We start from the raw sequence: 23,326 nt of genomic DNA, 5'->3' as shown, positions 1-23,326 counted from the left end.
GCTACTGCGCCATCGCGGTGCGGAACGGCGTCGGCGAGGGCGTGGGCGCCGGGCGCGGCGAGGGCCGCGGCAGGTTCGCCGGCTTCACCGGGTCGCCCGGGTCGCCGGTGCGGGCGCCGTCCTTGCCGGTGAAGATCTTGTACAGGGCGCTGCCGAACCCGGCCGTCTTGATGCCCGCGGTGATCTTCTCGCCCGCGATGGGCAGCTGCTTCGCCTTGGTGAGGATCTTGTTGGTGAGGTTCACGGCGATGCCGTTGTTGAACTTGAACCCCACGCCCTTGAGCGCGCCCAGACCGCTGAAGCGCACCCCGCGCAGCTTCGCCAGGCCCTTGAGGCCCTTGAGCGCGCTGAACCCCTTCAGGGCGCCGAGGCCCGGCATGACGCCGAGCACGTCCAGGCCCAGTTTCAGGAGGTTGAGCTTCCCGCCCCGCTTGAACATGTCGTACGCGTGCCCCGCGAGCGCCGCCGCGCTGCACACCACGGACAGGGCGGCGAAGACCGGGGCGAGCACTTGCAGCGGCGGCACGAACGTACAGATCACCGCCAGGATCGCGAAGATCGCCGACAGGTTCGAGAACCGGTCGGCCCAGTCGGCCAGCCAGTTCATGAAGCCGCCCGGGTCGCGGACGCCGTCGTGGTGGATGATGTTCTTGATGTGCTTGGCGGCCGCGCTCGCGGCGTCGTCGCGGATGCTCTTCGCGCGCGCGATCTCGCCGTGGCAGTCACGGATGACGCTCATCGCCTCGTCGCGCTGCTTCTCCAGGCGCGTGCGGTCCCCGATGTCGTCCTTGCTCGGCACGGTGCCCTTGTACTTGTCCAGGTCGCCGACCGCGGTCTGCTGGTCGGACCGCGCCGCGCGGTACTTCTCCAGGGCCTTGTCGGCCACCTTCTGCGCGCGGTACAGCTCGCTGGCGTACTCCTTGGACTCGGTGTCGCCCTCGACGACCTTCGTGCCCAGGGCCTTCGCGGCCTCGTCGTACCGCTCGAAGGAACGCTTCAGCCGGCCCGACGTGCCGTCCGCGATCTCGTGGAAGGCGCGCCCGGCGTCGCTGTCCCAGCTCTCCACCGACGAGAGGGCCTTGATGTTGCGGGCCTGCTTGTCTATCTCGTCGGCCATGTTCCGCAGCTCCTTGCCGAGCCGCGCGACCTCGTACGGATCACCGGGAACGGGGTCGCCGTCGTGCAGCGGCTCCCAGTCGGTCGGGCGCGTCACTTCTTCCCCTTGGCTTCCTTGGCTTCCTTGCGGGCGTTGCGGAGGGCCTCGGCCAGCTCGTGGTCGACCTTGTCGTACGTGTCGGCCGCGGAGTCGGTGAACTTGGCGAGCTTCTCGATGTCCGCCATCAGCTTCTTCCGCGTCTTCTTCCACGTGCCGGAGAAGTCGTCGAAGACGTCCCGGAGCTTCTTGCTGCCGAGCGCGTCGCCGTACTCGTCGGCCGGGTTGCTGTTCTCCTTGAACTCCCGGTGAATCCGGAACAACGCGTCCGAGCAGTCCCGGATCATCCCGAGATCCGCCCTCGTCCTGTCACTCATCGGTTCCCCCGTGCCTGCTCGTCCCGTACGCCTGACGGACCTCCGCACCGAGCGGTGCTACGAGGGCCCGGACAAGAGGGAATAAGGTAACGGCGACCATCGAGATCTCGCCAGACACACCACCGGCAACAGGGCGCCATATGCCCTGACTTAGCCACCCCAAGCGGACAGGGCTGTCGCCAATTTGTTTCGTTCTGGGGGAGGGAGACGGACAATTCCGCCGACGTCCGGGGAAGCCGCTGGCGCGTCGCTCAGGCGTGGTCGGGGGCGTCGGGATCGGTGAACGAGACCGTCTGGAGGATTGCGGTGAGCATGTCGCAGAACTCTCCCCAACACTGCATGGACGCGGTGCTGAGGGTGAAGACCGCCATGTAGGGACCGGTGGGGAAGGGCAGGTATACCTGGATCTGCCCCGTTATGATCTTCGGCTGTTCCTCGGACGCCGTCGTCTGCTCGGCGTCCACGGAGAGTTCGCGCATCGATACGCACGAAATGGCCGGACCGCACGGCAGATCGAGCCAGCGTGCGTCATTCAGGGGGTCGCCGGAGAGCACGGCCAGCATTCCTTGAGCGGCCGTCTCCGTATCGTCGTGCCGCGATGCGCAGACGGCCACCGACAAGGAGCAGTGGGCCACCCCCTCCGCACCCAGACCGAAGATTCCCAGGCCGGAGTAGAGCAGCCCGGCGGTCGACAGCAGCGTGGCGATCCGCTCGTAGTACGGGGTGGCCGACTCCAGGAGTTCGGCATCCCCCGCCGGATAGAGGCCGCGTACGAACGCGGCGGTGGAGGAGTGGCGTTCGTCTGCTGAGGCGTCGACGGGAACGTCGTGGAATCCGTCCGGCACCACGAAGGTCAGCGGGGGAAGTAGGACCGGAGCGAGTTCCTCGCCCGTCGGCCGCGATGCCGAGGTCATGGATTCTCTCCCTCCGGAACTACGTCGGAGCCGCAGGGGTCCAGATGTTCGGTGAGCGGGATGCGGCCGCCGTTCGAGAGCGGAACCTGGAGGTGGACGGCGACGACTCCGCCGGAAAGAAGTTCCAGTTGTGGTTCCTCCTCGACGGGGTGCACCTTGCCGAGGGACCGTCCCGCTTCAAGGGGCGGGTGGGCCATCAATTCGGCGACCCGTGAACGCTGTTGAGGCGTGAGGCGATCACGCGTGACAGGTCTTCTCTCTCCGCGGACATGACTCACGAGCCGGGCAGCATCACGGACGCGCCAGCGGGTCCAGGACTCGTCGGTGAAACGCAGCCGGACATCGGACGGCCCTTGGGAGAACGTCATCAGTTCGGCACCGGCCACCCTGCTCCGGGGCAGGCTCCACAGCTCCTGCGCCGAAGTCGGATCACTTCCGGCGGGGAGGCCGAGAATCACCAGACGCCGGTCGGTCAGCAAAAGGTCGGTGCGGTACCCCTTCGGCCGCCGTGCGGGGTCGAGTTGCCAGGGAAGAGTGCGCGCCACAGCGTCCGGACCGGCGTACACCACGGGAAAGTCGTCCACTTCAAGATGCGGTTCCTGCGACTGCCCCAGGCCCTTGGGCTCCTTCACCAGGGAGCCGCCGGGACCAGCGGCATTCGAGATCGCGTTGATGAGCCGCGGGACCCCGAGCAGGACGACGTCCAGGACTCGGACGCCGGACTGCTCGCCCTTGTTCCGGCGCTGGAAGCCGGGGCCGGGCGGCCATCCGGCGCCGGTCAGCTCCGCTTCGATGTCCTGCCCGTCGGGGCCCCGGAAAGAACGCAGCCCGGCGACCTTCGGGGCCACCCCCGTGGCGAAGGCGATGTCGTGCCGGGTGTGCACGGATTCTCCGTGCGGCAGTTGCCAGTCCACAGCAGCTGTCCTCTCAGTGTGCCTTCGCTGATTCCTCAAGCCGGTCACCGGGGTTCATCAGCTCTTGGGTGTGAAGGGACAGGGGAACCGCCTTGAGGCCGATCTTGATCCCGGCGTCGATGCCCCTGCCCAAGGTGCTCATGGAGTCGATGTTCCGTAGACCCGGAATTCCCTTGGTGCCGATCAGCTGCCCGCCGCGGATCGTCTGCTCGGTCAGCAGGTTCATCCGGTTCATGAGGCCACCCTCGGTCTTGACCACAGCCCCGAGCTTGAGGCCGCCGATCGTGATCTGCCGCCCTCGGATGGTGCGTGTCATCCCACCGATGACGTTGTCACCCATGCCCACGATGTTCCGTCCGACGGTCTCCTCGCTGTGGAAACCCCGGCCGAGCTGTGCGGCACGTGCCGTCGCCTGTGTGCGGCTGGCCACCTTGACGCCCTTGGTGAAGGCGCCGACTCCGGGGATCGTCCCCAGGGCGTCGAACCCGATGGACAGCCAGTTCACCTCTGCACCCGCGGCTTTGGCCGTGAGGTGAGTCACCAGCGCGAGCCCGCTCGTCAGCACCGCGGCCGTCGCGAAGATGGCGCCCACCGGTTCGAAGGGCGCGGTGATGATGGCGAGCATGCCCAGCACACCGCTGAGGTCACTCAGCAGGTCCCCGATCAGCTTGACGGTGTCCGCGTGGTCCTTCAGCCACTTCCCCGTGGCGTCCCACGCGTCCGCGAGCCCCTTGGTGAGCCGGTCCCAGAAGCCGGGCTCGTCGGGGGCGATGTCGCCGGCCTTGTCGAGTTCCCGGGCGATGGCGTCGGCGGCGCGCGCGTAGCGGTCCTCCAGGTCGTGGACCTGGCCGGTGACGGGGGTGACGTCGCCGGAGGCCTCGGCCAGGGCCTTGCTGCCCTTGCCGTCGGCCCGCGCCTCGGCCTTGCCGCGGGCCTCCAGCTTGTCCCCGGCGGCCTTCTCGAGGCGGTCGGCCTCGTCCTGGAACTCCTGGAGCTCCCGGGCCCACCGGTACAGCGCCCGCGAGGCCTTGCTGAAGGACTCGTGGCTCTTGCGGATGAGCGGGGCCACGTCCGCGCCGACGTACTCGACGAACGCGCGCGCGGCTTCGCCCTTCCAGGCACCGCACTCGATGCGCTCCAGCTCCCGTACGGACGTGCCGAGTTCACGGGCCAGGCCGCCGAGCTTCCGGGCGAGGTCGCGGGTGTCCTGGACGTCGCCGGGCGTCGGGTCCCAGCCGATGTGCGGGAAGGCGGGGCGTCTGCCGGACACGTCAGCGGTCCCGCCGCGGCGACCGGGCGGACTTCAGGGACGCGGCGAGCGCCAGGTCCAGCTTGCCGAACTCCTCGTCGATCTTGTCGATCATCCTGACCGCGCCGCCGGTGTGCTTGCGGAGCTGTTTGATGCCGTAACCCCACTCGTCGGCGAAGTCGCGGACCTCCTCGACGAGCCGCCCCGCGCCGACGGCCGTCGCGTCGGTGCCGTGGAGGACGCGGCGGGCCGCGTCCATCCGGTCGCTGATCGTGGTGAAGGTCTTCCTCAGGTCCTCGAAGACCGTGCCGTCCAGGCGTATGTCGCTCATGCTTCGCTGCGGGCCCCTTCAGCCGGTGTGGAGCATCCGACGTTATCAGCGGATTCGCTGAAGTGAACATCGGCACGCACGGCGGCAGTTGGAGTCCACGTACGTCAACTAGGGGGAGGGGCAGGGTATGTCCGGGGCCGGAAGGGCGCCGGGATTCCGTTCCGTGGCAGCACGCGCCCCCGCCGCCTCAGCGGTTGACCGACTGGACCTCCTCCACCGCCACCGGCTGATCCGACCCGAACGAGCCGCTCGGCAGCCCGTTGGGACCCGCGTTGCCCGTCCCCGTCCAGCTGACCTTCCAGGTGATCGTGGCCTGGAGCTTGAACGTCCCCTTGCCGGAGGAGCGCAGATAGGTGAGGCCGCACGGCGGGGTCTCGTCGGCCCTGCCCTTGCGGTAGGGCGTGCCGATGGAGCCGTCGCCGTGGGGCGCGCACTCGCCGGACGCGGGGTGCGTGCGCGCGTCGGGCGTGCCGGGGTCGAGCCGCAGGGCGTCGGGCCGGGCCGTGGTGGTGGCCCGCAGGTCGAGGCCGGGCACGTCGACGGAGGCCGTGACGGACACCGGCTTGAACTCGGCCTCGTCCAGCCACGCCCACGTGGGCAGGTTGACCTTGGTGGTGTCCTCGGGCGCGAGGCTGACCTTCGTGTCGGGAAGGCGAAGGCGGTTGTAGGCGAGCTCGGCGAGGAGCTCGGGGGTGAGGGCGTTCGCCACCGGCGGCGGGTCGCCGTTCTCGACCCAGAAGGGATCCTTGTCGCACTTCTGCGCCGCGTCCTCCAGCCATCGGTCCGGGTCGCGCACGGCCACCCACCAATTGCCCTTGTCCTTCTCCTTGAGGTTGTAGTTCTTGTACTCGCCGTCCTTGTACTTGGTGCGGAACTGTGCGACGGCGGCCTTCGCGTAGCTGTGCTGACCGGGGAAGTTCACGGTGCTCTCGTAGTTCCGCTCGACCTGGTCGCGGAACTGCTCGGCGGTGCGCGGCTCGTACCAGCAGGCGGGCGGCGACCAGTCGCCGACGGGCTTGAGGGCGCCGCCGCCCCCGCCCCCGCCGCCGCGCGTCGCGCCCGAGAAGCGGATGACGGACACGATGTCCTGCCCCTCGCGGCCCCCGCCCGAGTCGGCGTTCCCCTGGGAGCCGCTGCCGGGGGACTTGTCCGCGTGCGCGGGGCCCGGCACCAGCAGCAGCGTGGCGGCGGCCGTCAGCCCGGCCACCGCCCACGACCTGCGTGTGATCATGGCGTGCACTTCGCGTTCCCTCTCTGCGAGCTGAGCATCGTGGTCTGCCAGACGCCTTGCTTGTTCTTGTCGAGACGGGTGTTGTAGAGCACGTACGACTTGTCGGTGACAGGCGTCTTGTCGGTCTTTCCGGTCTTTCGGCTCTTGGTGTACGCCTTGCTTTCGTCGGCGCAGTACTGAATGCCGACGGCGGCTTTTCCGTGGGGTGTGACCTGGGGTGCGTAATAGCGCGTGGTGCCGGTAATGGACAGGCCGTCCTTCTTGAATCCGGAGATCCACTCGGCGGCTCCGACGAGGGCTTCTCCCTTGTAGTAGAAGGGAATGGCCTCGGATGCGGTCGCGCCGTCGACGATGGCCGCGTCGGTCGCGTCGATGCGCCGCCGCGCGTCGGCGAGCGCGGCGTCCTTGACCGGATCGCCGGTCTTCCAGCTCTCGAAGACGTTCTTCACGTCGGCCGGGAGATCGGCCGCGGGGCGGTCGGCGGGGCCGTCCTGGGGCGCGGTCGGCGACGGCGCGTCCTTCTTCTTGCCGCCGCCCTCGTCCGCCCCTGCGATTTTCCCGCCGTCCTTGGCGCCGTCGGAGCTTTCGTCCCCGCCGCAAGCCGTCAGGAGCAGAGCCGCGGTGACGGCGAATGCGGTGGCGAGGGGCACAGTGCGGCGCTTCACGGTCTTCTCCCCGAATGAGGCGGACGTGCTGTCAGGGGGCATGACGCTAACGGTGGGGCGTGTGGTTTCGCCAGAGTGAACTGTCCTACAGCGGGGCGCAATGCAGAGAAAGCGGGCGGAATTGCAGCGTCCTCCGACGCAATTCCGCCCCGGCTCCCCGGCCCCGGGTTCCGCCGGCTCGACGGGCCCTTCTGCGGTGGCTCGACGCAGACCGCGTACGAGATCCTCGACCCGGCCCTGACCAGCTTCGCGGGCGTGCGGTCGGGCCGGGCGGGACCCGGGGCACGGGGGCGTGCGCGGGCTCTGGTGGGGTCGGTGCGGACTCGGCATGATGGGGCGATGCCCAGTGATGACGGTCACACAGATGCCCGGACTGAGCCGCCCGGTGTCGCCGACGAACGCGCGATGCTCAGTGCCTTCCTCGACTACCAGCGCGAGACCCTCGCCCTCAAGTGCGCGGGCCTGACCCCGGACCGGCTCCGGCGGTGGGCCGTTCCCCCCTCTTCGTTGAGCCTGCTCGGCCTGGTGCGGCACCTCGCCGAGGTCGAGCGCGGCTGGTTCCGGTGCGTGTTCCTGGGGGAGCCGGACAAGCCGCACTGGACGGGGCCCGTGGACGACGGATCCGCGGCGTGGGACGTCGACGTCGCCGACCCTGACGAGGCGTTCCGCGTCTGGCGCGCGGAGTGCGACCGCTCCCGGGCGACGGTGGCGGCCGCGACCTCCCTGGAGGTCACCGGCGAGCGCGAGGGCACGGCGTACTCGCTGCGGCACATCCTGATCCACATGATCGAGGAGTACGCCCGGCACAACGGGCAGGCCGATCTGCTGCGGGAGCGGATCGACGGGGTCACGGGGGAGTAGCCTCCGCCCCCGGCGCCCCCGGCCCCGGCGCCCTCGGCCCGGCTGCCCACAGCCCCAGCCCCCTTCGGCCCCGGCGGTCCGGCGGCCCGGTCCCGAAGCGAGCCGAAACGATACGGCGTGCCGGTGCCCCCTGCCGCAAGGGCACCGGCACGCCGTGTCAGCGGCGCGGCGTCGGATTAGCCGCGGTGCAGGCTGCGCTTGACGCGCTTGGCCTCGGCCGAGTCACCCAGCGTCTTCCACAGCTTCGCCGAGCTCGTCGACGTGTAGACGCCGGGGGCGCCCTGGTCGCCGCAGCCCTCGCCGTACGAGACCACGCCGATCAGGATGGGCGCCTCGCGGCCGGGGACCTTGCGGAAGATGGGGCCGCCGCTGTCGCCCTGGCAGGAGTCCTTGCCCTCGACCCCGGCGCAGAAGTTGAGCTTGGTGTCGTACTCGCCGTAGCTCGTCTTGCACTCGGCGTGCGACAGGATCGGCACGCGGACCTGGCGCAGCCGGTCCGGCTGGTGCGTCAGCTCGGTGTCCGTGTTGCCCCAGCCCGCCACGGTGGCCTTCTGGCCGGGGCGCAGCAGGGAGTCGGTGCCCTGGGTGGGGAGCTTGACCGCGCTGATGCCGCGCACGGGCTTGCTGAGCTGGATGAACGCCACGTCGTAGGCGTCCTTGCCCTGGAGGTAGCGGGGGTGGACGAGGATGCCGCCCTTGGCCACGTCGCGTATCTGGCCCTGCCGGGAGTTGGAGAGGACCGTGCGGCCGACGGCCGTCTGGATGCTCTTCGGCTTGACCGGCTTGCGGGAGTCGTCGACCAGGCAGTGCGCGGCCGTCATCACGGTGTCCGGCGCGATCAGGCTGCCGCCGCAGAACTGGCGGTCCTTGACGGGGCCGGGGCCCTTGTCGAGGACGGCGACCATGAACGGGTACGCGTCGTTGGAGACCTCGGTGCCGCCGACGATGGCGTGGGCGGCGGGGGCGCCGGTGGCGACCATCGCGAGGGCGGCGGCACCGGCGAGACCGGCGGCCGCGGCGCGCTTCGGGCCGGAGGTCCGGGAGGCGCGGGAGGGAAAGGAAAGTCTCATGGGGGTCGAATTTCTCTTTCGTTGAACTATGGAACCGTTGAACTATTGACCTGTTGAGCCGTGGAGCATCGGCGCCCGGAAGTCGCGCGCCCACCTGGCGGACCGGTGCACGGAAGCCGCGCGCCCCTCCGGCAGATCGGCGCCCGGAAGCCGCGCGCCGATGTGTCAGATGTCGTACGGACACCCGTGGTTCACTCTCCGACCAGCGGCTTCGCGTGCAACACCCGCCCCAATGCGGACACTTCTGACATCCCCGACCCAGGGAACGGGATTCCCGCGCGCATCAGGGGAACCGTCGTCCTGGTGCACCGCGTCCCCCGTGCGGCTGACGGTTCGCGGGACGCCCCTGCCGCCCCGACGCGAACTCCCGCCCCCAAGGTGGGGGTTTGGTTCGCATGTGCACATCTGGGGGTGTTGCAAGACGTGGTCCCAAAAGGGGAACCGCGCACCTCGTATTGCGCGTGAATAACGACGGATCGCATGAGCTTCGCGATGCAAAACGCGCCTTGAGGGGCTTATGTGCTGCTGATACGGTGCGGTGGCTTGACGCGGCACCTGTGGCTGACGGACCAAGGGAACCCCGGCCGAGGTGGGGCCGAAGTGCCTCGATGGTGTCCAAATGACGGTTTTTTCTTGGGTGTACGGGGAGCGGTTGCGTGAAGATCCAAGAGCGTACGGGGGCGGGCGGAAACCGTACCGGCGTATCGGCTCAGGCCGGGGTCGGCGAGCGACTTCCCACCGCACCTCGCGAGCGCAAACCGGCGCTGGCCGCGCTGGCGGTCCTGCTGATCCTCGTGGGCGCGCTCGGCGCCACCGTGCTCGTGCTGCGCGCCGGTGACCGGATCGAGGTCGTGAAGGTCACCAAGGAGATCCCCGCCGGGGAGTCCCCGAAGGAGGGCGTGAACATCTCGCCCGTCCTGGTCGCCGAGGACACCGGCATCAAGTACGTGAAGTGGTCCCAGCGCAAGACGCTCGAGGACTACAAGGCCAAGAGCACCATCCCGGCGGGCTCCGTCGCCGTGGGCCAGATGTTCGCCGTGGACGGCGGCGTCCCGTCGGGCAAGTCCACGGTCGGCCTCTCGCTCAAGGAGGGGCAGTACCCCTCGACCCTGAAGCAGGGCGACACCGTCGCCGCGTACCGCGTGACCGCCAATGGCTCCGGCGGCAAGGGCACGGAGCGCGGCGGCGCGGGCGGCAGCACGCCGATCGTCGCCGACGCGCGCGTGAACACGGTCGCCAGCAAGAACGACTCGACCATCAGCACGGGAAACCTCAGCGTCACCCTCCTCGTGGACGCCGACGACGCCGCGTCCCTCACCGCCGCCGCGTCCGCGGGCGAGGTCTCCCTGGTCGTCGTGCCCGGCCGCGCCGGCACCGCCGAGAACTAGAAGGGCGAGAAGACCACCCATGGCTCTCATCGCCCTCGCCGCCGACAAGGGGTCGCCCGGCGTCACCACCGCGTCCGTCGCGCTCGCCGCCGTCTGGCCGCGGCGCGTGCTCGTCGCGGAGACCGATCCCGCGGGCGGCGACCTGGTCTACCGCAGCGCCGCCGCGCACGGCGGGCCCCTCAACCCGAACACCGGCATGCTGTCGATCGCCGCGACCGCGCGCCGCGGCCTCGTCCCCGACCAGCTGTGGGACCACACCCAGCCGCTCTCGGGCGGCCTCGACGTCCTCGTGGGCCTCGGCATCGCCGAGCAGGCCGCCGGGCTCGCCGGGATCTGGCCGACGCTCGGCCGGGCCTTCGCCCAGCTCGCCGACTCGCCGCAGGCGCCCGCCGACGTCATCGCCGACTGCGGCCGGATCAGCGGCGACAGCCCGGTGGTCGAGATGTTCCCGCAGGCCGCGCTCGTGCTCCTGGTGGCGCGCGCGGAGCCGGAGTCGCTCGCCCGTGTACGGGACCGCGCCGCCGCCCTGGCCGCCAGGCTGCACGGCGGGCCGCGCGGGGCCGCCCCGCTCGCGACGCCGCTCATCGGCGTCGTCCTCGTCGCCGACCCCGCGCACTCCGCCAAGCTCGTCCACCAGGTCAACGACATGCTGGTGGCGGGGCAGACCGGCGCCCGCGTCGTTGGCACGCTCGCCGACGACCCCGCGGGCGCCGACCAGCTGGCCGGACGCCGACGCGGGCGGCTCGACAAGTCGATGCTCATCCGCTCCGCGCGCAAGGTGGCCGCCGACCTCCACCAGAGCTACGGCGCCGCCTGGTCGGGCCCCGCCGCCACAGCGGGGGCCGGGCGGTGAGCGCGGTCGACCACCAGCTGGTCAAGCGGTTCCGGCAGGACGCGGGCGACCGCATCGCCGAACAGCGCCGCCTCGACCAGGTCTCCGGCGTCACACCGATGTCGAACGAGGACGAGCGGCAGTACGCCCGCGCCGTCATCGCGCAGATACTGGAGGAGCACGCCCGCACGGAGATCAACGCCGGGCGCACCCCCCTGGACGCGGAGACCGAGGAGCAGTACGCGGCCGCCGTGCACGCCGCGCTCTTCGGCGTCGGCCGGCTCCAGCCGCTGCTCGACGACCCCGAGGTCGAGAACATCGACATCAACGGCTGCGACCAGGTCTTCGTCGGATACGCCGACGGGCGCGAGGTCACCGCGGAGCCGGTCGCCGAGACCGACGAGGAACTGATCGAGCTCATCCAGGTGCTCGGCGCCTACTCCGGCCTGTCGTCGCGCCCCTTCGACTCGGCCAACCCCCAGCTCGACCTGCGCCTTCCCGACGGGTCGAGGCTCTCGGCCGTCATGGACGTGGCCCGGCGGCCCGCCCTGTCCATCCGCCGCGCCCGCATGGGCAAGGTGTTCCTGTCCGACCTCGTCGGCAACGGCACGCTCACGCCCGACGTCGCGCACTTCCTGGCCTGTGCCGTGCGGGCGCGCAAGAACATCATGATCGCGGGCGCCACCAACGCCGGGAAGACCACGCTCCTGCGCGCCCTCGCCAACGAGATCCCGCCGCACGAGCGCCTCATCACCGTCGAACGCGCCCTGGAGCTGGGCCTCGACACCTTCGCCGATCTGCACCCGAACGTCGTGGCCTTCGAGGAGCGCCTGCCCAACTCCGAGGGCCAGGGCGCCATCGGCATGGCCGAGCTGGTGCGGCGCTCGCTGCGCATGAACCCCTCGCGCGTCATCGTCGGCGAGGTCCTCGGCGACGAGATCGTCACCATGCTCAACGCCATGTCGCAGGGCAACGACGGCTCACTGTCCACGATCCACGCCAACAGCTCCAGCGAGGTCTTCAACAGGATCTCCACGTACGCGCTCCAGGCCACCGAGCGGCTGCCGATCGAGGCGAGCCAGATGCTCGTCGCGGGCGCGGTGAACTTCGTCGTCTTCATCCAGCGGCGCAACGCCTACCGGACCGGCGGCAAGCTGCAGCGCGCGGTGACCTCCGTCCGCGAGGTCAACGGCGTCGACGGCCGGGTGCTGTCCAGCGAGGTGTTCGCCCAGGCCCCGGACGGCCGCGTCCTCGCCCACGCCCCGATCGCGTGCCTGGACGACCTCGTCGCGTACGGCTACCGGCCCGCGGGCCCATGGGGGTGAGCACATGAACGCGCTGGGATCCTCGGGCGGCCTGTTCTCGCTGAACGTGCTGTACGGCCTCGCGTGCGGCGTCGCCGTCGGCGGCGGGCTCGCCCTGCTGGCCGTCGCGCTGCGCGGGCTGCCCGCCAAGCCGGAGCACGAGCGGCAGCGGGCCAGCCGGCGGATGAGCGAGCTCGTCCGGTTCGCCGGTCGGCGCGGCTCGCTCGCGGTCGGCGTCGGCCTCGTCGTGCTGCTGCTCACCCGGTGGGCGGTCGCGGGCATCGCCTCCGGCGTCCTCGTCTTCTTCTGGGACAAGCTGTTCGGCGGGGCCGCCGAGGAGCGGGCGCAGATGAAGCGGGTCGAGGCGCTCGCCGCCTGGACCGAGTCGCTGCGCGACACCATCGCGGGCGCCGTCGGCCTGGAGCAGGCCATTCCGGCCTCCGCGCGGGCCGCAGCGCCGGTGCTCAGGCCGCATCTGGACGCGCTCGTGGACCGGTTGCGCGCGCGGACGCCGCTGCCGGACGCCCTCCAGGTGCTCGCCGACGAGATCGACGACGCCTCCGCCGACATCATCGTCGCCGTGCTGATCCTCAACGCCCGCCTGCGCGGCCCCGGTCTGCGCCAGGTCCTCGGCGCGCTCGCCAAGTCGGCGCGCGAGGAGGTCGACATGCGCCAGCGCGTGATGGCGCAGCGCGCGTCCACGCGCCGCTCCGTACAGATCGTCGTCGCCGTCTCGATCGCCTTCGTCCTGGGCCTTTCGATCTTCAACCGCGAGTTCGTCTCGCCGTACGGCACGGCCGTCGGCCAGCTCGTCCTCGCCTGCGTGTGCGGCCTGTTCGCGCTCGGCTTCTGGTGGCTGCGCAAGCTGTCGACGGTCGAGACGCCGGACCGGTTCCTCGTCCGCGACGAGCCGGGCGTGCGCTTCGTGCGCCCCCGGACCGCGGGCGGCGAGGGCGCCCCGGGCGGGCCCCAGACGCTGCCGCCGCACCCGAACACGCCCACCGAGGGGGTACGCCGATGAGCCTGACCTGGCCGATCCTCATCGGCGCCACCCTCGGCCTCGGCGTCTTCGCCCTGGTCCGGGCGCTGCTGCCGAGCAGACGCAGCGCCGTCGCCACGGTCGCCCGGATCGACGCGATGCGGGCGCGCGGCGCCGCGTACGAGTCCGCGCACCGCACGGCGGACGCGGACGCCACGGGGCGCTTCGGCACGCTGCGCGCGCGGGTGGGCGCCCGGGTCGCCGCGTTCTACGTCCAGCAGGGCTGGGAACTGCGCTCCCTGCGGGCCGACCTCGCGGTGCTCGACCGCGGCTGGGAGAGGTTCCTCGCGACGAAGGTGCTGCTCGCGGTGGCGGGCGTGTTCTTCGGCCCCTTCCTCTTCGCCGTCGTCTGGACGCTCGGCTTCGGCAGCGGCCCGGTCATCCCGGTCTGGCTGGCCCTGATGTTCGGGGTGCTCTTCTTCTTCCTGCCGGACCTGGAGGTGCGGCGGGACGCGCAGGAGAAGCGCCGCGACCTGCGCCGCGTGATCGGCGCCTATCTGGACCTGGTGTCCATGAGCCTGGCGGGCGGCCGCGGCCTGCCCGAGGCGCTCATGGCCGCCGCCGAGGTCTCCGACGGATGGGCGACCCAGCGCATCAGGAACGCCCTGGCGGACGCCCGCATCACCGGCATCAGCCAGTGGCAGGCGCTCGGTTCGCTCGGCGAGGAACTGGGCGTCGAGGAGCTCAAGGACCTCTCCGCGTCCCTGGCGCTCGTGGCCGACGACGGCGCGAAGGTGCGCGAGTCGCTCGCCTCCCGCGCCGAGACGATGCGGCACCGCGAACTCGCCGAGATCGAGGGCAGCGCGGGCGAGAAGTCCCAGTCGATGCTGGTGGCCCAGCTGCTGCTGTGCGCGGGGTTCCTGGTCTTCCTCATCTTCCCGGCGGCGATGCGCGTGTTCCAGGTCTGAACCCCACCCTCCGGCCCCACTCCACGGGCGGGTCCCTACGAGCCCCCCATCCTGCTTCCCGAGAGGACACCTCACCATGAACGGACGGAACGTCAGCACCGGCATCCCCGCGGTCGACTTCCTCGTGACCTTCCTGCACACCCGGGTGCGCCGCGCGCGCTCCGGCGAGCTGGACCGGGGCGCGTCGGCGGTCGAGTGGGTGATCATCTCGGCGGTCGTCGTGGCGATCGTCGGCGTGGTCGCCGCGATCATCAACAACGCCCTCAAGGGCGGTGCCGACAAGGTCGGCGACTGCATCGAGGGCGCCGACGCGGGCAAGACCTGCTGAGCGCCGGAACACCTACGACCATGTGGGGCCACGGGGGCCGGGGCGCAGCCGCGCCGCACCGCGACCGGATGCCCGGATGCGTACGCCGTCGCGTGGAGGCCGCCTCCACCCGCGGCGAGTCCGGCATGACCGCGATCGAGTTCGTGCTGCTCACCCCGGTGCTGTTCTTCATGATCTTCGCGACGGTGCAGTTCGCGCTGTACTTCTTCGCGGACCACGTCGCCCAGGCCGCGGCCCAGGCGGGCGCGCGCAAGGCCCGGGCCACGGCCGACGAGAACCCGGGCGGCTGGCGCGGCGAGGCGAACGACGTCGTCGAGGACTACATCAGCCAGCTGGGGCCCGAGCTGGTGCTCGGCCCCGACGTCAAGACGATCCGGCCCGAACAGAACACCGTCGGCGTGGAGATCACCGCCAAGGTGCCGTCGGTGTTCCCGGGCCTCGACCTGACCGTGCACGCGCGGTCGGCGGGCCCGGTGGAGCGGTTCGTGGAGGAGGACGGATGAGACGGCCCGAACCAGGCCGCCGACTCCGACGGCGCCTTCCGGGTGCGGCCCGGCTCGTGGGCCGGTCCTGGCCACCGGCCGCGCACCGGTCCGGGGACGGCGGCCTCTCCACGGTCGAAGTCGTCATCCTCGCGCCCGTGATGATCCTGTTCGTCCTCGTCCTGGTGGCCTTCGGGCAGCTCGTGGACGGGCGCGGCGCCGTCGACGGGGCGGCGCGCGACGCGGCCCGCGCGGGCTCCATCCAGAAGGACCTGGGCACGGCGATGACCGAGGCGCGCAGGGCCGCGGCGGCGAACCTGGAGGACGTCTGCTCCGGCCCCGTGAACGTCGTGCAGAAGAGCGCGGGGTTCCGCCCCGACTCCCTCTTCACGGTCGAAGTGAGCTGCCGGGTGCGGGGTCTCGGGATGCTCGGCCTCGACGTGCCGACCACGCTGAAGTCCACGTTCAGCTCGCCGCTCGATCCGCTGCGGAGGGCCGGGACATGAGGACGGGAGCGGCACGCGCGGACGCGGCACGGACCAGGCCCTGGCTCGATGCCCGCCGCGCCCGCCTGGACGACCGGGGGTCGGGCGCGGGCGCGGTCATCGTCTTCGCACTCGTCTTCCTGACCCTGGCCGCGTTCGTGATCGACGGCGGCATGTCCATCTCGAAGCGGGAGCGTGCCGCGGACATCGCGGAGCAGGCGGCGCGCTACGCGGCGCAGGACATCGACAGGGAGGGGCTGTACGCGGGCGAGGAGGCACCCATCCGCTACGAGAACTGCGGTGCCCGCGTACGGAAGTTCGCCCAGGAGATGGGCCTGCGCGGCGCGGACGTGGCGGCCACCCACTGCGTGAGCGCCGACGCCCGGCAGGTGGAGGTCGAGGTCCAGATGACGTACAGCCCGGTCTTCACCGGCCTGTTCTACGGCGGGGACGTCGTGGTGCACGGGCGGGCGACGGCGGAGAACCAAGTGGGGTGAGGCGGGTTCGGCGTGGCGGGGGCGCGGCTCGGTGGGGTCCGGCTCGGCGGGGGGCGGTGCGGAGGAGGCGCGGTGCGGAGGAGGCGGTGCGCCGGGGGCGCGGCTCTGCGGAAGTTGTCCACAGACCGGGAGTTGTCCACAGGGCGCTCCCGGCCGGAGACGCCTTCCGTACGATCGCGTTCATACGGCCAGCAGTACGTTCATCCGACACCGCAGGCATCCGACACCCAGGCATCCGACACCGCAGGACTCCGGCCTCACCGGCATCCGACACCCAGGCATCCGTCACCTCAGGCATCCGACCTCACCGGCATCCAGGCACCACGCCATCCCGACACTCCACCATCCAGACACCACAGGTATCTACAGGACGAGGACCAGGACACCCGCCATGGCGCGACGCAACACCCGCTCCTCGAACGGCTCGCCGGACAGCGCGGCGGCGCCGCGGAACAGGACGCCGCAGCCGCTGCCGGCGCGTCGGCGTTCGGCCGGGGACTTCGTCAAGGCGTTCCTCGCCTTCGTCGCCCTCGCCGTGCTGCTCGTCGGCGTGCCCGGCGCGCTCGCGTACTTCGTGGGCTGGCCGCTGCCGGACGGGGCGCCGTCCCTCGACTGGCTCCAGCAGGAAGTCACGGTCGGCACGTTCGTCAAGGTGCTGACGGTGGTCGTGTGGCTGGCCTGGGCCCAGTTCACCGCCTGCGTGCTCGTCGAGGCGAAGGCCGCCCTCTCCGGGGTCGGGATGCCGGGGCGGGTGCCGGGCGCGGGGCCGAGCCAGGTGCTCGCGCGGCAGTTGGTCGCCGCGCTGCTGCTCATCGGCGCCACGGCGGCCGGCTTCGCGCCGGGGCTCTCGCAGTTCGGGCAGTCCCCCGAGGGGAACGAGAGGCCCGCCGCCGCGGCGGCCCAGCGGACGCCGGGGCTCTTCGCGCAGGAGCAGCGGGGCGCGGCGGCCGCGGCGGACGCGGTCGCGGAGCAGGCCGCGCGGGCCGCCGACCGCGCGGGCACCGCCAGGGACGGCGACACGAAGTTCTACCGCATCCAGCCGCCCGAGGGCCGCCACCACGACTCGCTGTGGGAGATAGCGGAGCGGCACCTGGGCGACGGCCGCAGGTACAAGGAGATCTACCAGCTCAACAAGGACCGCGAGCAGCCCGACGGCTCCCGCCTCTCCGAGGCCAGCCTGATCCGGCCCGGCTGGATCATGGAGATGCCCGCCGACGCCCACGGCGGCGAGCTCGTCGAGATGCCCGTCGAGGCGCCCAAGGTGCCCGAGAAGGTCCGCGAGCAGATCTCCGACTACGCGAAGACCGGGGACGGGCACAGGGGCGGCGGCGCACAGCAGGGCGGCGACCGCGAGGGCGGCGGATCCGTCGACCGGGACACGGCGCACATCACGATCCCCGAGCAGCGCCCGGGCGGCGGCGAGGAGCGGAACGGCGGCCGGGGTGACGCCCGGGGCAATGGCGAACCGGCCGCGCCCGCCGCGCCCGGGCGGGGCACCGAGGCCGCGTCCGACGGCTTCTCCTTCGGGCTGCCCGAGGCCCTCGTCGGGGCGCCGCTGCTCGCCGCCGGGCTGCTCGGCGCGCTCGGCAGGCGCCGTCGGCACGCCCTGTGGCAGTCGGCGATGGGAGCTGTCGGCGGGCGCCGCGGCATGGAGCCGCCCACGCCGACCGGCACCGCGGCCGACGCGCAGGACGCGCTGCTCGTCGGCGCCGACCCCGAGGGCGTGCGGCTCCTGGACCGCGCCCTGCGCGGCCTGGCCGCCGCGCTCACCGCGGAGTCCCGCCCCCTGCCGACGGTGTACGCGGCCTGGCTGAGCCACGGCGATCTGCACCTCCAGCTCGCCCAGCCCGCGGGACGGCCGCCCGCGCCCTGGCAGTTGGGGCAGGACCAGACGTTCTGGATGCTGACCCGCGCCGACGCCGAGGCGTACGAGGACGTGGACGCGGCGGCGCCCTACCCCGGCCTGGTCTGCCTCGGCACGATGGACGACTCGCGCCTGCTGCTCAACCTGGAAGCGGTGCCGGGCATCGTCTCGCTGAACGGCGCCGCCGCCGACCGGGCCGCCGTGTTCGCCTCCGTCGCCGCCGAGCTGGCCACCAACGGCTGGTCGGACCGCATGACGATCACGCTCGTCGGCTTCGGCCGGGACCTCACCCCGCTCGCGCCGAACAGGCTGCGGCACCTGGAGGGCGTCGAAGCGCTCATCGAGACCATGAAGGCCGAAACGCGGCAGCGGCGCGGCGCGCTCGGCGCCGCCGGGCACGACTCGGTCCTCACCGGCCGCACCGGCCCCGCCCGGCACACCCGCTGGGCGCCGCACCTGGTGCTGCTCGCGGCCGGGCCCACCGCGGACGAGGCGGTCGAGCTGGCCGAGCTCGCCGCCGACGCCGGCCGCCTCGGCATCGGCTATCTCGTCGGCACGGACTCCGGCGAACTGCCCGGTGCCGCCTGGGAGATGGAGATCACCGGCGACGGCAGGCTCCTGGCCCCGCTGCTCGGCCTGGAGCTTGCGGCCCAGCAGCTGCCGGACGCGCTCCAGCAGGCGGTGGTCGAGCTGTTCACCGCGGCAGACCCCGACGGCGGGGACGGCGACGACGACTCCACCGGCGGCGCGGCCGCGCCCCCCTTCCTCGTCGACGTCAGCGAGCAGGGCCGCCCCGCGGTGTACGCGCGCCTGGTCGGGACGTACGAGATCATCGGCCTGGAGACGCCCGACGGCGAGCGCAGCCCGCTGCTGCACGAGGCGCTCGCGCTGCTGCTGCTCCACCGCGAAGGGGTGCACCCGCGCGTGCTCGCCTCCGCGCTGTGGCCGCGCGGCGTGACCGAGGACGTGCGGGACGCGCTCGTCGACCGGATCCGCGCGTGGCTCGGCAGCGACCCGGACGGCACGCCCCGGCTGCGCGCCGACGCGTCGGGCCGGCTCACGCTCGCCCCGTCCGTGGTCTGTGACCTGGACGTGCTGCGCTCGCTGTACCACGAGGCGACGCAGGGGCGCGGGGCGGCCAACCGCGCGGTGCGCGGCCGCCTGCTCACGGACGCGCTCGTCCTGGTCCGCGGCCCGCTGCTCGCGGACCGCCCCCAGGGGCGCTACGGCTGGCTGACGCACGAGATCGTCGACGCGCAGCTGCCGCTGCTCGTCGCGGACATCGGGCTCGCCCTCAGCGAGTTCCACCTGGAGAAGGGCCGGGCCGAGCAGGCCATCGAGGCGCTGACCGCCGCCCGCGCCTCGGCCCCCGCCGACGAGCGCCTGTGGAACGAACTGCTGCGGGCCACGCACGCCACGGGCGACCAGGACCGGCTCCGGGCCCTGGCCGCCGACCTGGTCGCCCGCAGCGGCGCGCGCGGTCTGCCGCCGCGCACGGAGGCGCTGCTCGACGAGGTGCTCCCGGCGTGGCGCGACGGACTGACGGCGGTGGGGTGACCGTGGAGCTGCTGCTCGTGCTCGGCGGTGCCCTGTGGGGCGCCCTGGCAGGGCTCGCGCTGCCGCGCGCGGTGTACCGCTTCTCGGCCCCGGCCGGTGAGCCCTGGCGCGACCGCTGCCCGAGCGGCGCGCACGAGGTGCGGGGCTGGCTGGGCCCGGGCCGCTGCTCCGACGGGGAGCGGTACGGCCCCGGTGCCCCCGCCCTCGCCGTCGTCGCGGCGGTGGTGTGCGCCCTGCTCGGCCTGGCGACGGGCCCGCGCCCAGAGCTCGTGGTGTGGCTGCTGTGCGTGCCGCCCGCCCTCGTCCTCGCCTGCGTCGACCGTGCCGTCATGCGTCTGCCGGACGTGCTGACGCTGCCGCTCGCCGCGGCCGCGCTCGCGCTCCTCGGCGTGGCGGCCGCGCTGCCCGGACACGGCGGCGACTGGACGCAGGCGGTCCTCGGCGCGCTCATGCTCAGCGGCGGCTATTTCGTGCTGTTCCTGATCAATCCGAACGGGATGGCGTTCGGCGACGTGAAGCTCGCGCTCGCGCTCGGCGCGGTCCTGGGCTGGTACGGCTGGGGCGCGCTGGTGCTCGGCACGTTCACCGGGTTCGTGTGCGCCGCGCTGTACGGCGGCTGGCTCGTCGTGGTGCGCGGGGCGGGGCGCAGGACGGCGATAGCCTTCGGCCCGTTCCTGCTGGCCGGGGGGCTCGCGGGCGTCCTGCTCGGCGCGTACGCGGCCTGACGCCGGGGCGCGGCCCACCGGACGCCGGGGCCCCGGAGCCCTGGCGTACGCTGAAGAGCGATCTGTCCAACCCCCTTACGGAAGGGACGCCCCGGTGACCGAGAAGGCCGACCTCACGTCCTCTGATGTCACAGCCGTCCTCGACCGTGCCGCGGCGGGCGGACGGATCAGTGCCGAAGAGGCGCTCGCCCTGTACCGGGACGCTCCGCTGCACGCGCTCGGCGCGGCCGCCGACGCCGTGCGCCGCCGCCGGTACGCGGGCACCGAGCACATCGCGACGTACATCATCGAGCGGAACATCAACTACACGAACGTCTGCGTGACGGCGTGCAAGTTCTGCGCGTTCTACGCCGCCCCGAAGGACACCAAGAAGGGCTGGACCCGGGACCTCGACGACATCCTGCGCCGCTGCGCGGAGACCGTGGAGCTCGGCGGCACGCAGATCATGTTCCAGGGCGGCCACCACCCGGACTTCGGCGTGGAGTACTACGAGAAGCACTTCGCGGCCATCAAGAAGGAGTTCCCGCAGCTCGTCATCCACAGCCTGGGGGCGAGCGAGGTCGAGCACATGGCCCGGATCTCGAAGGTCTCCGTCGAGGAGGCCATCCAGCGGATCAACGCCGCCGGGCTCGACTCCTTCGCGGGCGCGGGCGCCGAGCTGCTCCCGGAGCGGCCGCGCAAGGCCATCGCCCCGCTGAAGGAGTCCGGCGAGCGCTGGCTGGAGATCATGGAGACCGCCCACAGGCTGGGCGTGGAGTCCACCTCCACGATGCTCATGGGCACCGGCGAGACGAACGCCGAGCGCATCGAGCACCTGCGCATGATCCGCGACGTACAGGACCGGACGGGCGGCTTCCGGGCCTTCATCCCGTACACGTACCAGCCGGAGAACAACCACCTCAAGGGCCGCACCCAGGCCTCGATCTTCGAGTACGTCCGCATGATCGCGATCGCGCGGATCTTCCTGGACAACGTGGCGCACATCCAGGGCTCCTGGCTGACCACCGGCAAGGAGGCCGGTCAGCTCACGCTGCACTACGGCGCGGACGACCTCGGCTCGGTGATGCTGGAGGAGAACGTGGTCTCCTCCGCGGGCGCCAAGCACCGCTCCAACCTGCGCGAGATGATCGACATGATCCGCTCCGCCGACCGTGTGCCCGCGCAGCGCGCCACGACGTACGAGCACCTGGTCGTGCACGACGACCCGGCGAACGACCCGGTCGACGAGCGCGTCGCCTCGCACATCTCCTCCACCGCCATCGAGGGCGGCACGGCCCACCCGGAGCTGAAGCTCCTCACCTCCAACTAGGGCCGCGTGAGGGCCAGTTGCTGACACTGCACCAGGTGGCCGCGGTCCGGCCCGCTCCCGATGGGGCGGACGCCGTCGTCGTCGACGGCGCCCGGATCGCGGCCGTCGGCCCGTACGCGGAGCTGTACGCGGCGTACGGGCACGCCCGGGTCCGGCGCTGGGACGGCGTCCTGACCCCCGGCCGCTACGAGCCCGACGCCGCGGCCCTCCTGGAATCCGCGTACTGGCCCGACCCGCGCGAGGCCGACGAGCTCGGCACGGACCCGCTGACCGGGGCGGCCCTGGACCGGCTCGGCATGACGGACACCCGCTGGGGCCACAGCGCCCGCCGCGGCCTCCAGCGCCTCCTGGCCACCGGCACCACCACCCTGGCGGGCCCCTTCACCCACCCTTCGGTCCGCACGGCCGTCACCCGTTCAGGCATCAAGGTCGTCACGGCCGCCCCGCCCGAAGCGCCGTTGGCCCCGGCGGCCTCCGCGGACTTCGCGATCTTCACCGAGGGCGGAACCTGCGTGGCGACAGCCATCGAGGGCCGCCTCCTGTTCCGCCGCCGTTGAGGGGTGCGCCCCCGAAAGGGGCGCGGGGAACTGCGCGAGCAACCACGGTGACGCCGCACCCGCCGGACGAGGGAAGAGGGCAGACGCGAGGGCGCCCAGCCCGCCGCAGGCGCGACGCAGGCGAAGAGACCCCCGGCCGAGGGAGAAGACCGGCCTGACACAATAGGCCGGGTGACCCGCGCATCCCTGGACAAGCAGCCGCACGAAGTCGCCTCGATGTTCGACGACGTCGCGGAACGGTACGACCTCACGAACGACGTGATCTCGCTCGGCCAGGCCCGGCTGTGGCGCAAGGAGGTCGCCAGGGCCGTCGACGCGCGGCCCGCGCAGAAGATCCTCGACCTCGCCGCCGGGACGGCCACGTCCTCGCAGCCCTTCGCGCAGGCGGGCGCGTACGTGGTGCCCTGCGACTTCTCGCTCGGCATGCTGCGGGTCGGCAAGCAGCGCCACCCGTGGATGCCGTTCACCGCGGGGGACGCCACGAAGCTGCCGTTCAAGGACGACACCTTCGACGCCGTCACCATCTCCTTCGGCCTGCGCAACGTGCAGGACACCGACGCCGCGCTGCGCGAGATGTTCCGCGTGACCCGGCCCGGCGGGCGCGTGGTGATCTGCGAGTTCTCCGAGCCGACGTGGGGCCCCTTCCGTACGGTCTACATCGAGTACCTGATGCGCGCGCTGCCGCCGGTCGCCCGCACGGTGTGCTCGAACCCGGACGCGTACGTCTACCTCGCCGAGTCCATCCGCTCCTGGCCGAACCAGCCGCAGCTCGCGGCGCGCCTGGCCGACGCGGGCTGGTCCAAGGTGGCGTACCGGAACCTGACGGGTGGCGTGGTGGCGCTCCACCGGGGTTTCAAGAAGGGCTGAACGGCGGCCTCGATAACGGTCGAACGGTCCTTTCGGACGCGGCGGTTGACGGGAACCACACGCCGGGGAAGATGTGTCAGTTGATATGTACCGGCCACTCCACGTGGCCGGAGCATAACGGTCGGCGCTCACCGACCCGTCCCCCTGACGATCTCCTCAAGACGGAGCGTTCCGATGTCGTCGTATTGCCCGCACTGCGGGGCGCCATCCCCGGACGAGGCCCGTTTCTGCATGAAGTGCGGGCGCGAACGCCTCCCGGAGCCGACGGGGGAGGCCTCGGACGCCGCGCCCCAGGACGCCCCTGAGAGCGCCCCCGCCGCCCCCGCGGCAGCCCCAAGTCACCCCGAGACGCTGGTGGTTCCCCCTGCCCCGGTGGCCACACCGCCCCCGACAGCACCACCGACCCCACCGACACCGCC

24 protein-coding genes and 1 pseudogene are annotated in these 23,326 nt (G+C 72.0%); 16 read left to right on the top strand and 9 right to left on the bottom strand.

Going from position 1 to position 23,326, the window contains the following annotated elements:
* Position 1: 1 nt before the first annotated feature.
* The 8 genes from AC5WAM_RS17535 to AC5WAM_RS17500 all read right to left on the bottom strand — a co-directional run bounded on the left by AC5WAM_RS17535 (position 2) and on the right by AC5WAM_RS17500 (position 6,876).
* Positions 2–1,213 (bottom strand): putative T7SS-secreted protein, encoded by a 1,212-nt coding sequence (locus tag AC5WAM_RS17535; RefSeq protein ID WP_366789049.1) that lies wholly within the window; start codon positions 1,211–1,213, stop codon positions 2–4.
* A complete protein-coding gene (locus AC5WAM_RS17530) occupies positions 1,210–1,530 on the bottom strand; it encodes a hypothetical protein (protein WP_138961220.1) in 321 nt (106 codons plus the stop codon). Before AC5WAM_RS17530 ends, AC5WAM_RS17535 begins: the two co-directional genes overlap by 4 nt.
* Positions 1,531–1,781: 251 nt before the next feature.
* Positions 1,782–2,444 carry a hypothetical protein gene (locus AC5WAM_RS17525; protein WP_495523096.1) on the bottom strand — a complete coding sequence of 221 codons (663 nt, stop codon included), beginning with the start codon at positions 2,442–2,444 and terminating at the stop codon, positions 1,782–1,784.
* Positions 2,441–3,328, bottom strand: a complete 888-nt coding sequence (locus tag AC5WAM_RS17520; RefSeq protein WP_495523095.1) for a hypothetical protein — start codon at positions 3,326–3,328, stop codon at positions 2,441–2,443. Before AC5WAM_RS17520 ends, AC5WAM_RS17525 begins: the two co-directional genes overlap by 4 nt.
* Before the next feature lie 43 nt (positions 3,329–3,371).
* Positions 3,372–4,628 carry an enoyl-CoA hydratase/isomerase family protein gene (locus AC5WAM_RS17515; RefSeq protein WP_495523094.1) on the bottom strand — a complete coding sequence of 419 codons (1,257 nt, stop codon included), beginning with the start codon at positions 4,626–4,628 and terminating at the stop codon, positions 3,372–3,374.
* A gap of 1 nt (position 4,629) precedes the next feature.
* Positions 4,630–4,938 (bottom strand): hypothetical protein, encoded by a 309-nt coding sequence (locus tag AC5WAM_RS17510; RefSeq protein WP_495523093.1) that lies wholly within the window; start codon positions 4,936–4,938, stop codon positions 4,630–4,632.
* Between the two features lie 187 nt (positions 4,939–5,125).
* On the bottom strand, positions 5,126–6,169 hold the full coding sequence (locus AC5WAM_RS17505; RefSeq protein WP_495523092.1) for a hypothetical protein: 1,044 nt from the start codon (positions 6,167–6,169) through the stop codon (positions 5,126–5,128).
* Entirely contained in the window at positions 6,166–6,876 is a 711-nt protein-coding gene (locus tag AC5WAM_RS17500; RefSeq protein ID WP_366789055.1) for a hypothetical protein, read from the bottom strand. Before AC5WAM_RS17500 ends, AC5WAM_RS17505 begins: the two co-directional genes overlap by 4 nt.
* Positions 6,877–7,173: 297 nt before the next feature.
* On the opposite strand from AC5WAM_RS17500, the gene AC5WAM_RS17495 reads away from it, so the two are divergent.
* The gene (locus AC5WAM_RS17495) at positions 7,174–7,695 is read left to right on the top strand and encodes a DinB family protein (protein ID WP_366789056.1); all 522 of its coding nucleotides are present in this window, start codon (positions 7,174–7,176) and stop codon (positions 7,693–7,695) included.
* Positions 7,696–7,871: 176 nt separating this feature from the next.
* On the opposite strand, the gene AC5WAM_RS17490 is transcribed toward AC5WAM_RS17495, so the two are convergent.
* The gene (locus AC5WAM_RS17490; RefSeq protein ID WP_366789057.1) at positions 7,872–8,765 is read right to left on the bottom strand and encodes a S1 family peptidase; all 894 of its coding nucleotides are present in this window, start codon (positions 8,763–8,765) and stop codon (positions 7,872–7,874) included.
* Between the two features lie 656 nt (positions 8,766–9,421).
* On the opposite strand from AC5WAM_RS17490, the gene AC5WAM_RS17485 reads away from it, so the two are divergent.
* The 15 genes and pseudogenes from AC5WAM_RS17485 to AC5WAM_RS17415 form a co-directional block, all read left to right on the top strand.
* Complete coding sequence (locus tag AC5WAM_RS17485) at positions 9,422–10,153, top strand: hypothetical protein (RefSeq protein WP_172385760.1); 732 nt, start codon at positions 9,422–9,424, stop codon at positions 10,151–10,153.
* Positions 10,154–10,172: 19 nt separating this feature from the next.
* Positions 10,173–11,006: a hypothetical protein gene (locus tag AC5WAM_RS17480; protein ID WP_495523091.1), complete on the top strand. Its 834-nt coding sequence runs from the start codon at positions 10,173–10,175 to the stop codon at positions 11,004–11,006.
* A complete protein-coding gene (locus AC5WAM_RS17475) occupies positions 11,003–12,310 on the top strand; it encodes a TadA family conjugal transfer-associated ATPase (RefSeq protein WP_366789059.1) in 1,308 nt (435 codons plus the stop codon). The genes AC5WAM_RS17480 and AC5WAM_RS17475 overlap by 4 nt, the downstream gene beginning before the upstream one ends.
* Before the next feature lie 4 nt (positions 12,311–12,314).
* Positions 12,315–13,310 (top strand): type II secretion system F family protein, encoded by a 996-nt coding sequence (locus AC5WAM_RS17470; RefSeq protein WP_495523090.1) that lies wholly within the window; start codon positions 12,315–12,317, stop codon positions 13,308–13,310.
* Positions 13,307–14,236, top strand: a complete 930-nt coding sequence (locus tag AC5WAM_RS17465; RefSeq protein WP_366789061.1) for a type II secretion system F family protein — start codon at positions 13,307–13,309, stop codon at positions 14,234–14,236. The genes AC5WAM_RS17470 and AC5WAM_RS17465 overlap by 4 nt, the downstream gene beginning before the upstream one ends.
* Before the next feature lie 76 nt (positions 14,237–14,312).
* On the top strand, positions 14,313–14,564 hold the full coding sequence (locus AC5WAM_RS17460; protein WP_366789062.1) for a hypothetical protein: 252 nt from the start codon (positions 14,313–14,315) through the stop codon (positions 14,562–14,564).
* Positions 14,565–14,632: 68 nt separating this feature from the next.
* A complete protein-coding gene (locus AC5WAM_RS17455) occupies positions 14,633–15,067 on the top strand; it encodes a TadE family protein (protein ID WP_366789063.1) in 435 nt (144 codons plus the stop codon).
* Entirely contained in the window at positions 15,064–15,552 is a 489-nt protein-coding gene (locus AC5WAM_RS17450; protein ID WP_495523089.1) for a TadE/TadG family type IV pilus assembly protein, read from the top strand. Before AC5WAM_RS17455 ends, AC5WAM_RS17450 begins: the two co-directional genes overlap by 4 nt.
* Positions 15,549–16,028, top strand: coding sequence for a TadE/TadG family type IV pilus assembly protein (locus tag AC5WAM_RS17445; protein WP_366789065.1), 480 nt, complete (start codon positions 15,549–15,551; stop codon positions 16,026–16,028). Before AC5WAM_RS17450 ends, AC5WAM_RS17445 begins: the two co-directional genes overlap by 4 nt.
* A gap of 391 nt (positions 16,029–16,419) precedes the next feature.
* Positions 16,420–19,449: a BTAD domain-containing putative transcriptional regulator gene (locus AC5WAM_RS17440; protein ID WP_495523088.1), complete on the top strand. Its 3,030-nt coding sequence runs from the start codon at positions 16,420–16,422 to the stop codon at positions 19,447–19,449.
* A complete protein-coding gene (locus AC5WAM_RS17435) occupies positions 19,419–20,174 on the top strand; it encodes a prepilin peptidase (RefSeq protein WP_366789068.1) in 756 nt (251 codons plus the stop codon). The genes AC5WAM_RS17440 and AC5WAM_RS17435 overlap by 31 nt, the downstream gene beginning before the upstream one ends.
* A 94-nt stretch (positions 20,175–20,268) precedes the next feature.
* Positions 20,269–21,483: a cyclic dehypoxanthinyl futalosine synthase gene (mqnC, locus tag AC5WAM_RS17430; protein ID WP_366789069.1), complete on the top strand. Its 1,215-nt coding sequence runs from the start codon at positions 20,269–20,271 to the stop codon at positions 21,481–21,483.
* Positions 21,484–21,500: 17 nt separating this feature from the next.
* The gene (locus AC5WAM_RS17425; protein WP_495523087.1) at positions 21,501–22,040 is read left to right on the top strand and encodes an imidazolonepropionase-like domain-containing protein; all 540 of its coding nucleotides are present in this window, start codon (positions 21,501–21,503) and stop codon (positions 22,038–22,040) included.
* A gap of 171 nt (positions 22,041–22,211) precedes the next feature.
* Positions 22,212–22,907 carry a demethylmenaquinone methyltransferase gene (locus AC5WAM_RS17420; RefSeq protein WP_242720913.1) on the top strand — a complete coding sequence of 232 codons (696 nt, stop codon included), beginning with the start codon at positions 22,212–22,214 and terminating at the stop codon, positions 22,905–22,907.
* Between the two features lie 174 nt (positions 22,908–23,081).
* Positions 23,082–23,150 (top strand): annotated as a pseudogene (locus tag AC5WAM_RS17415) (zinc-ribbon domain-containing protein); the annotation flags it as partial.
* Between the last annotated feature and the right edge of the window lie 176 nt (positions 23,151–23,326).

The organism is Streptomyces sp. JLYT201 (genome assembly GCF_059448825.1).
This window is presented reverse-complemented; position numbering and strand designations above follow the sequence as displayed.

Excerpts from the sequence above, each read along its gene's own strand:
- AC5WAM_RS17450 (WP_495523089.1), top strand. The coding sequence starts at position 15,064 with ATGAGACGGCCCGAACCAGGCCGCCGACTCCGACGGCGCCTTCCGGGT.
- AC5WAM_RS17470 (WP_495523090.1), top strand. The coding sequence starts at position 12,315 with ATGAACGCGCTGGGATCCTCGGGCGGCCTGTTCTCGCTGAACGTGCTG.
- AC5WAM_RS17455 (WP_366789063.1), top strand. The coding sequence starts at position 14,633 with ATGCCCGGATGCGTACGCCGTCGCGTGGAGGCCGCCTCCACCCGCGGC.
- AC5WAM_RS17495 (WP_366789056.1), top strand. The coding sequence starts at position 7,174 with ATGCCCAGTGATGACGGTCACACAGATGCCCGGACTGAGCCGCCCGGT.
- AC5WAM_RS17460 (WP_366789062.1), top strand. The coding sequence starts at position 14,313 with ATGAACGGACGGAACGTCAGCACCGGCATCCCCGCGGTCGACTTCCTC.
- AC5WAM_RS17530 (WP_138961220.1), bottom strand. The coding sequence starts at position 1,530 with ATGAGTGACAGGACGAGGGCGGATCTCGGGATGATCCGGGACTGCTCG.
- AC5WAM_RS17500 (WP_366789055.1), bottom strand. The coding sequence starts at position 6,876 with ATGCCCCCTGACAGCACGTCCGCCTCATTCGGGGAGAAGACCGTGAAG.
- AC5WAM_RS17525 (WP_495523096.1), bottom strand. The coding sequence starts at position 2,444 with ATGACCTCGGCATCGCGGCCGACGGGCGAGGAACTCGCTCCGGTCCTA.
- AC5WAM_RS17510 (WP_495523093.1), bottom strand. The coding sequence starts at position 4,938 with ATGAGCGACATACGCCTGGACGGCACGGTCTTCGAGGACCTGAGGAAG.
- AC5WAM_RS17465 (WP_366789061.1), top strand. The coding sequence starts at position 13,307 with ATGAGCCTGACCTGGCCGATCCTCATCGGCGCCACCCTCGGCCTCGGC.
- AC5WAM_RS17480 (WP_495523091.1), top strand. The coding sequence starts at position 10,173 with ATGGCTCTCATCGCCCTCGCCGCCGACAAGGGGTCGCCCGGCGTCACC.
- AC5WAM_RS17445 (WP_366789065.1), top strand. The coding sequence starts at position 15,549 with ATGAGGACGGGAGCGGCACGCGCGGACGCGGCACGGACCAGGCCCTGG.
- AC5WAM_RS17440 (WP_495523088.1), top strand. The coding sequence starts at position 16,420 with ATGGCGCGACGCAACACCCGCTCCTCGAACGGCTCGCCGGACAGCGCG.
- AC5WAM_RS17490 (WP_366789057.1), bottom strand. The coding sequence starts at position 8,765 with ATGAGACTTTCCTTTCCCTCCCGCGCCTCCCGGACCTCCGGCCCGAAG.
- AC5WAM_RS17505 (WP_495523092.1), bottom strand. The coding sequence starts at position 6,169 with ATGATCACACGCAGGTCGTGGGCGGTGGCCGGGCTGACGGCCGCCGCC.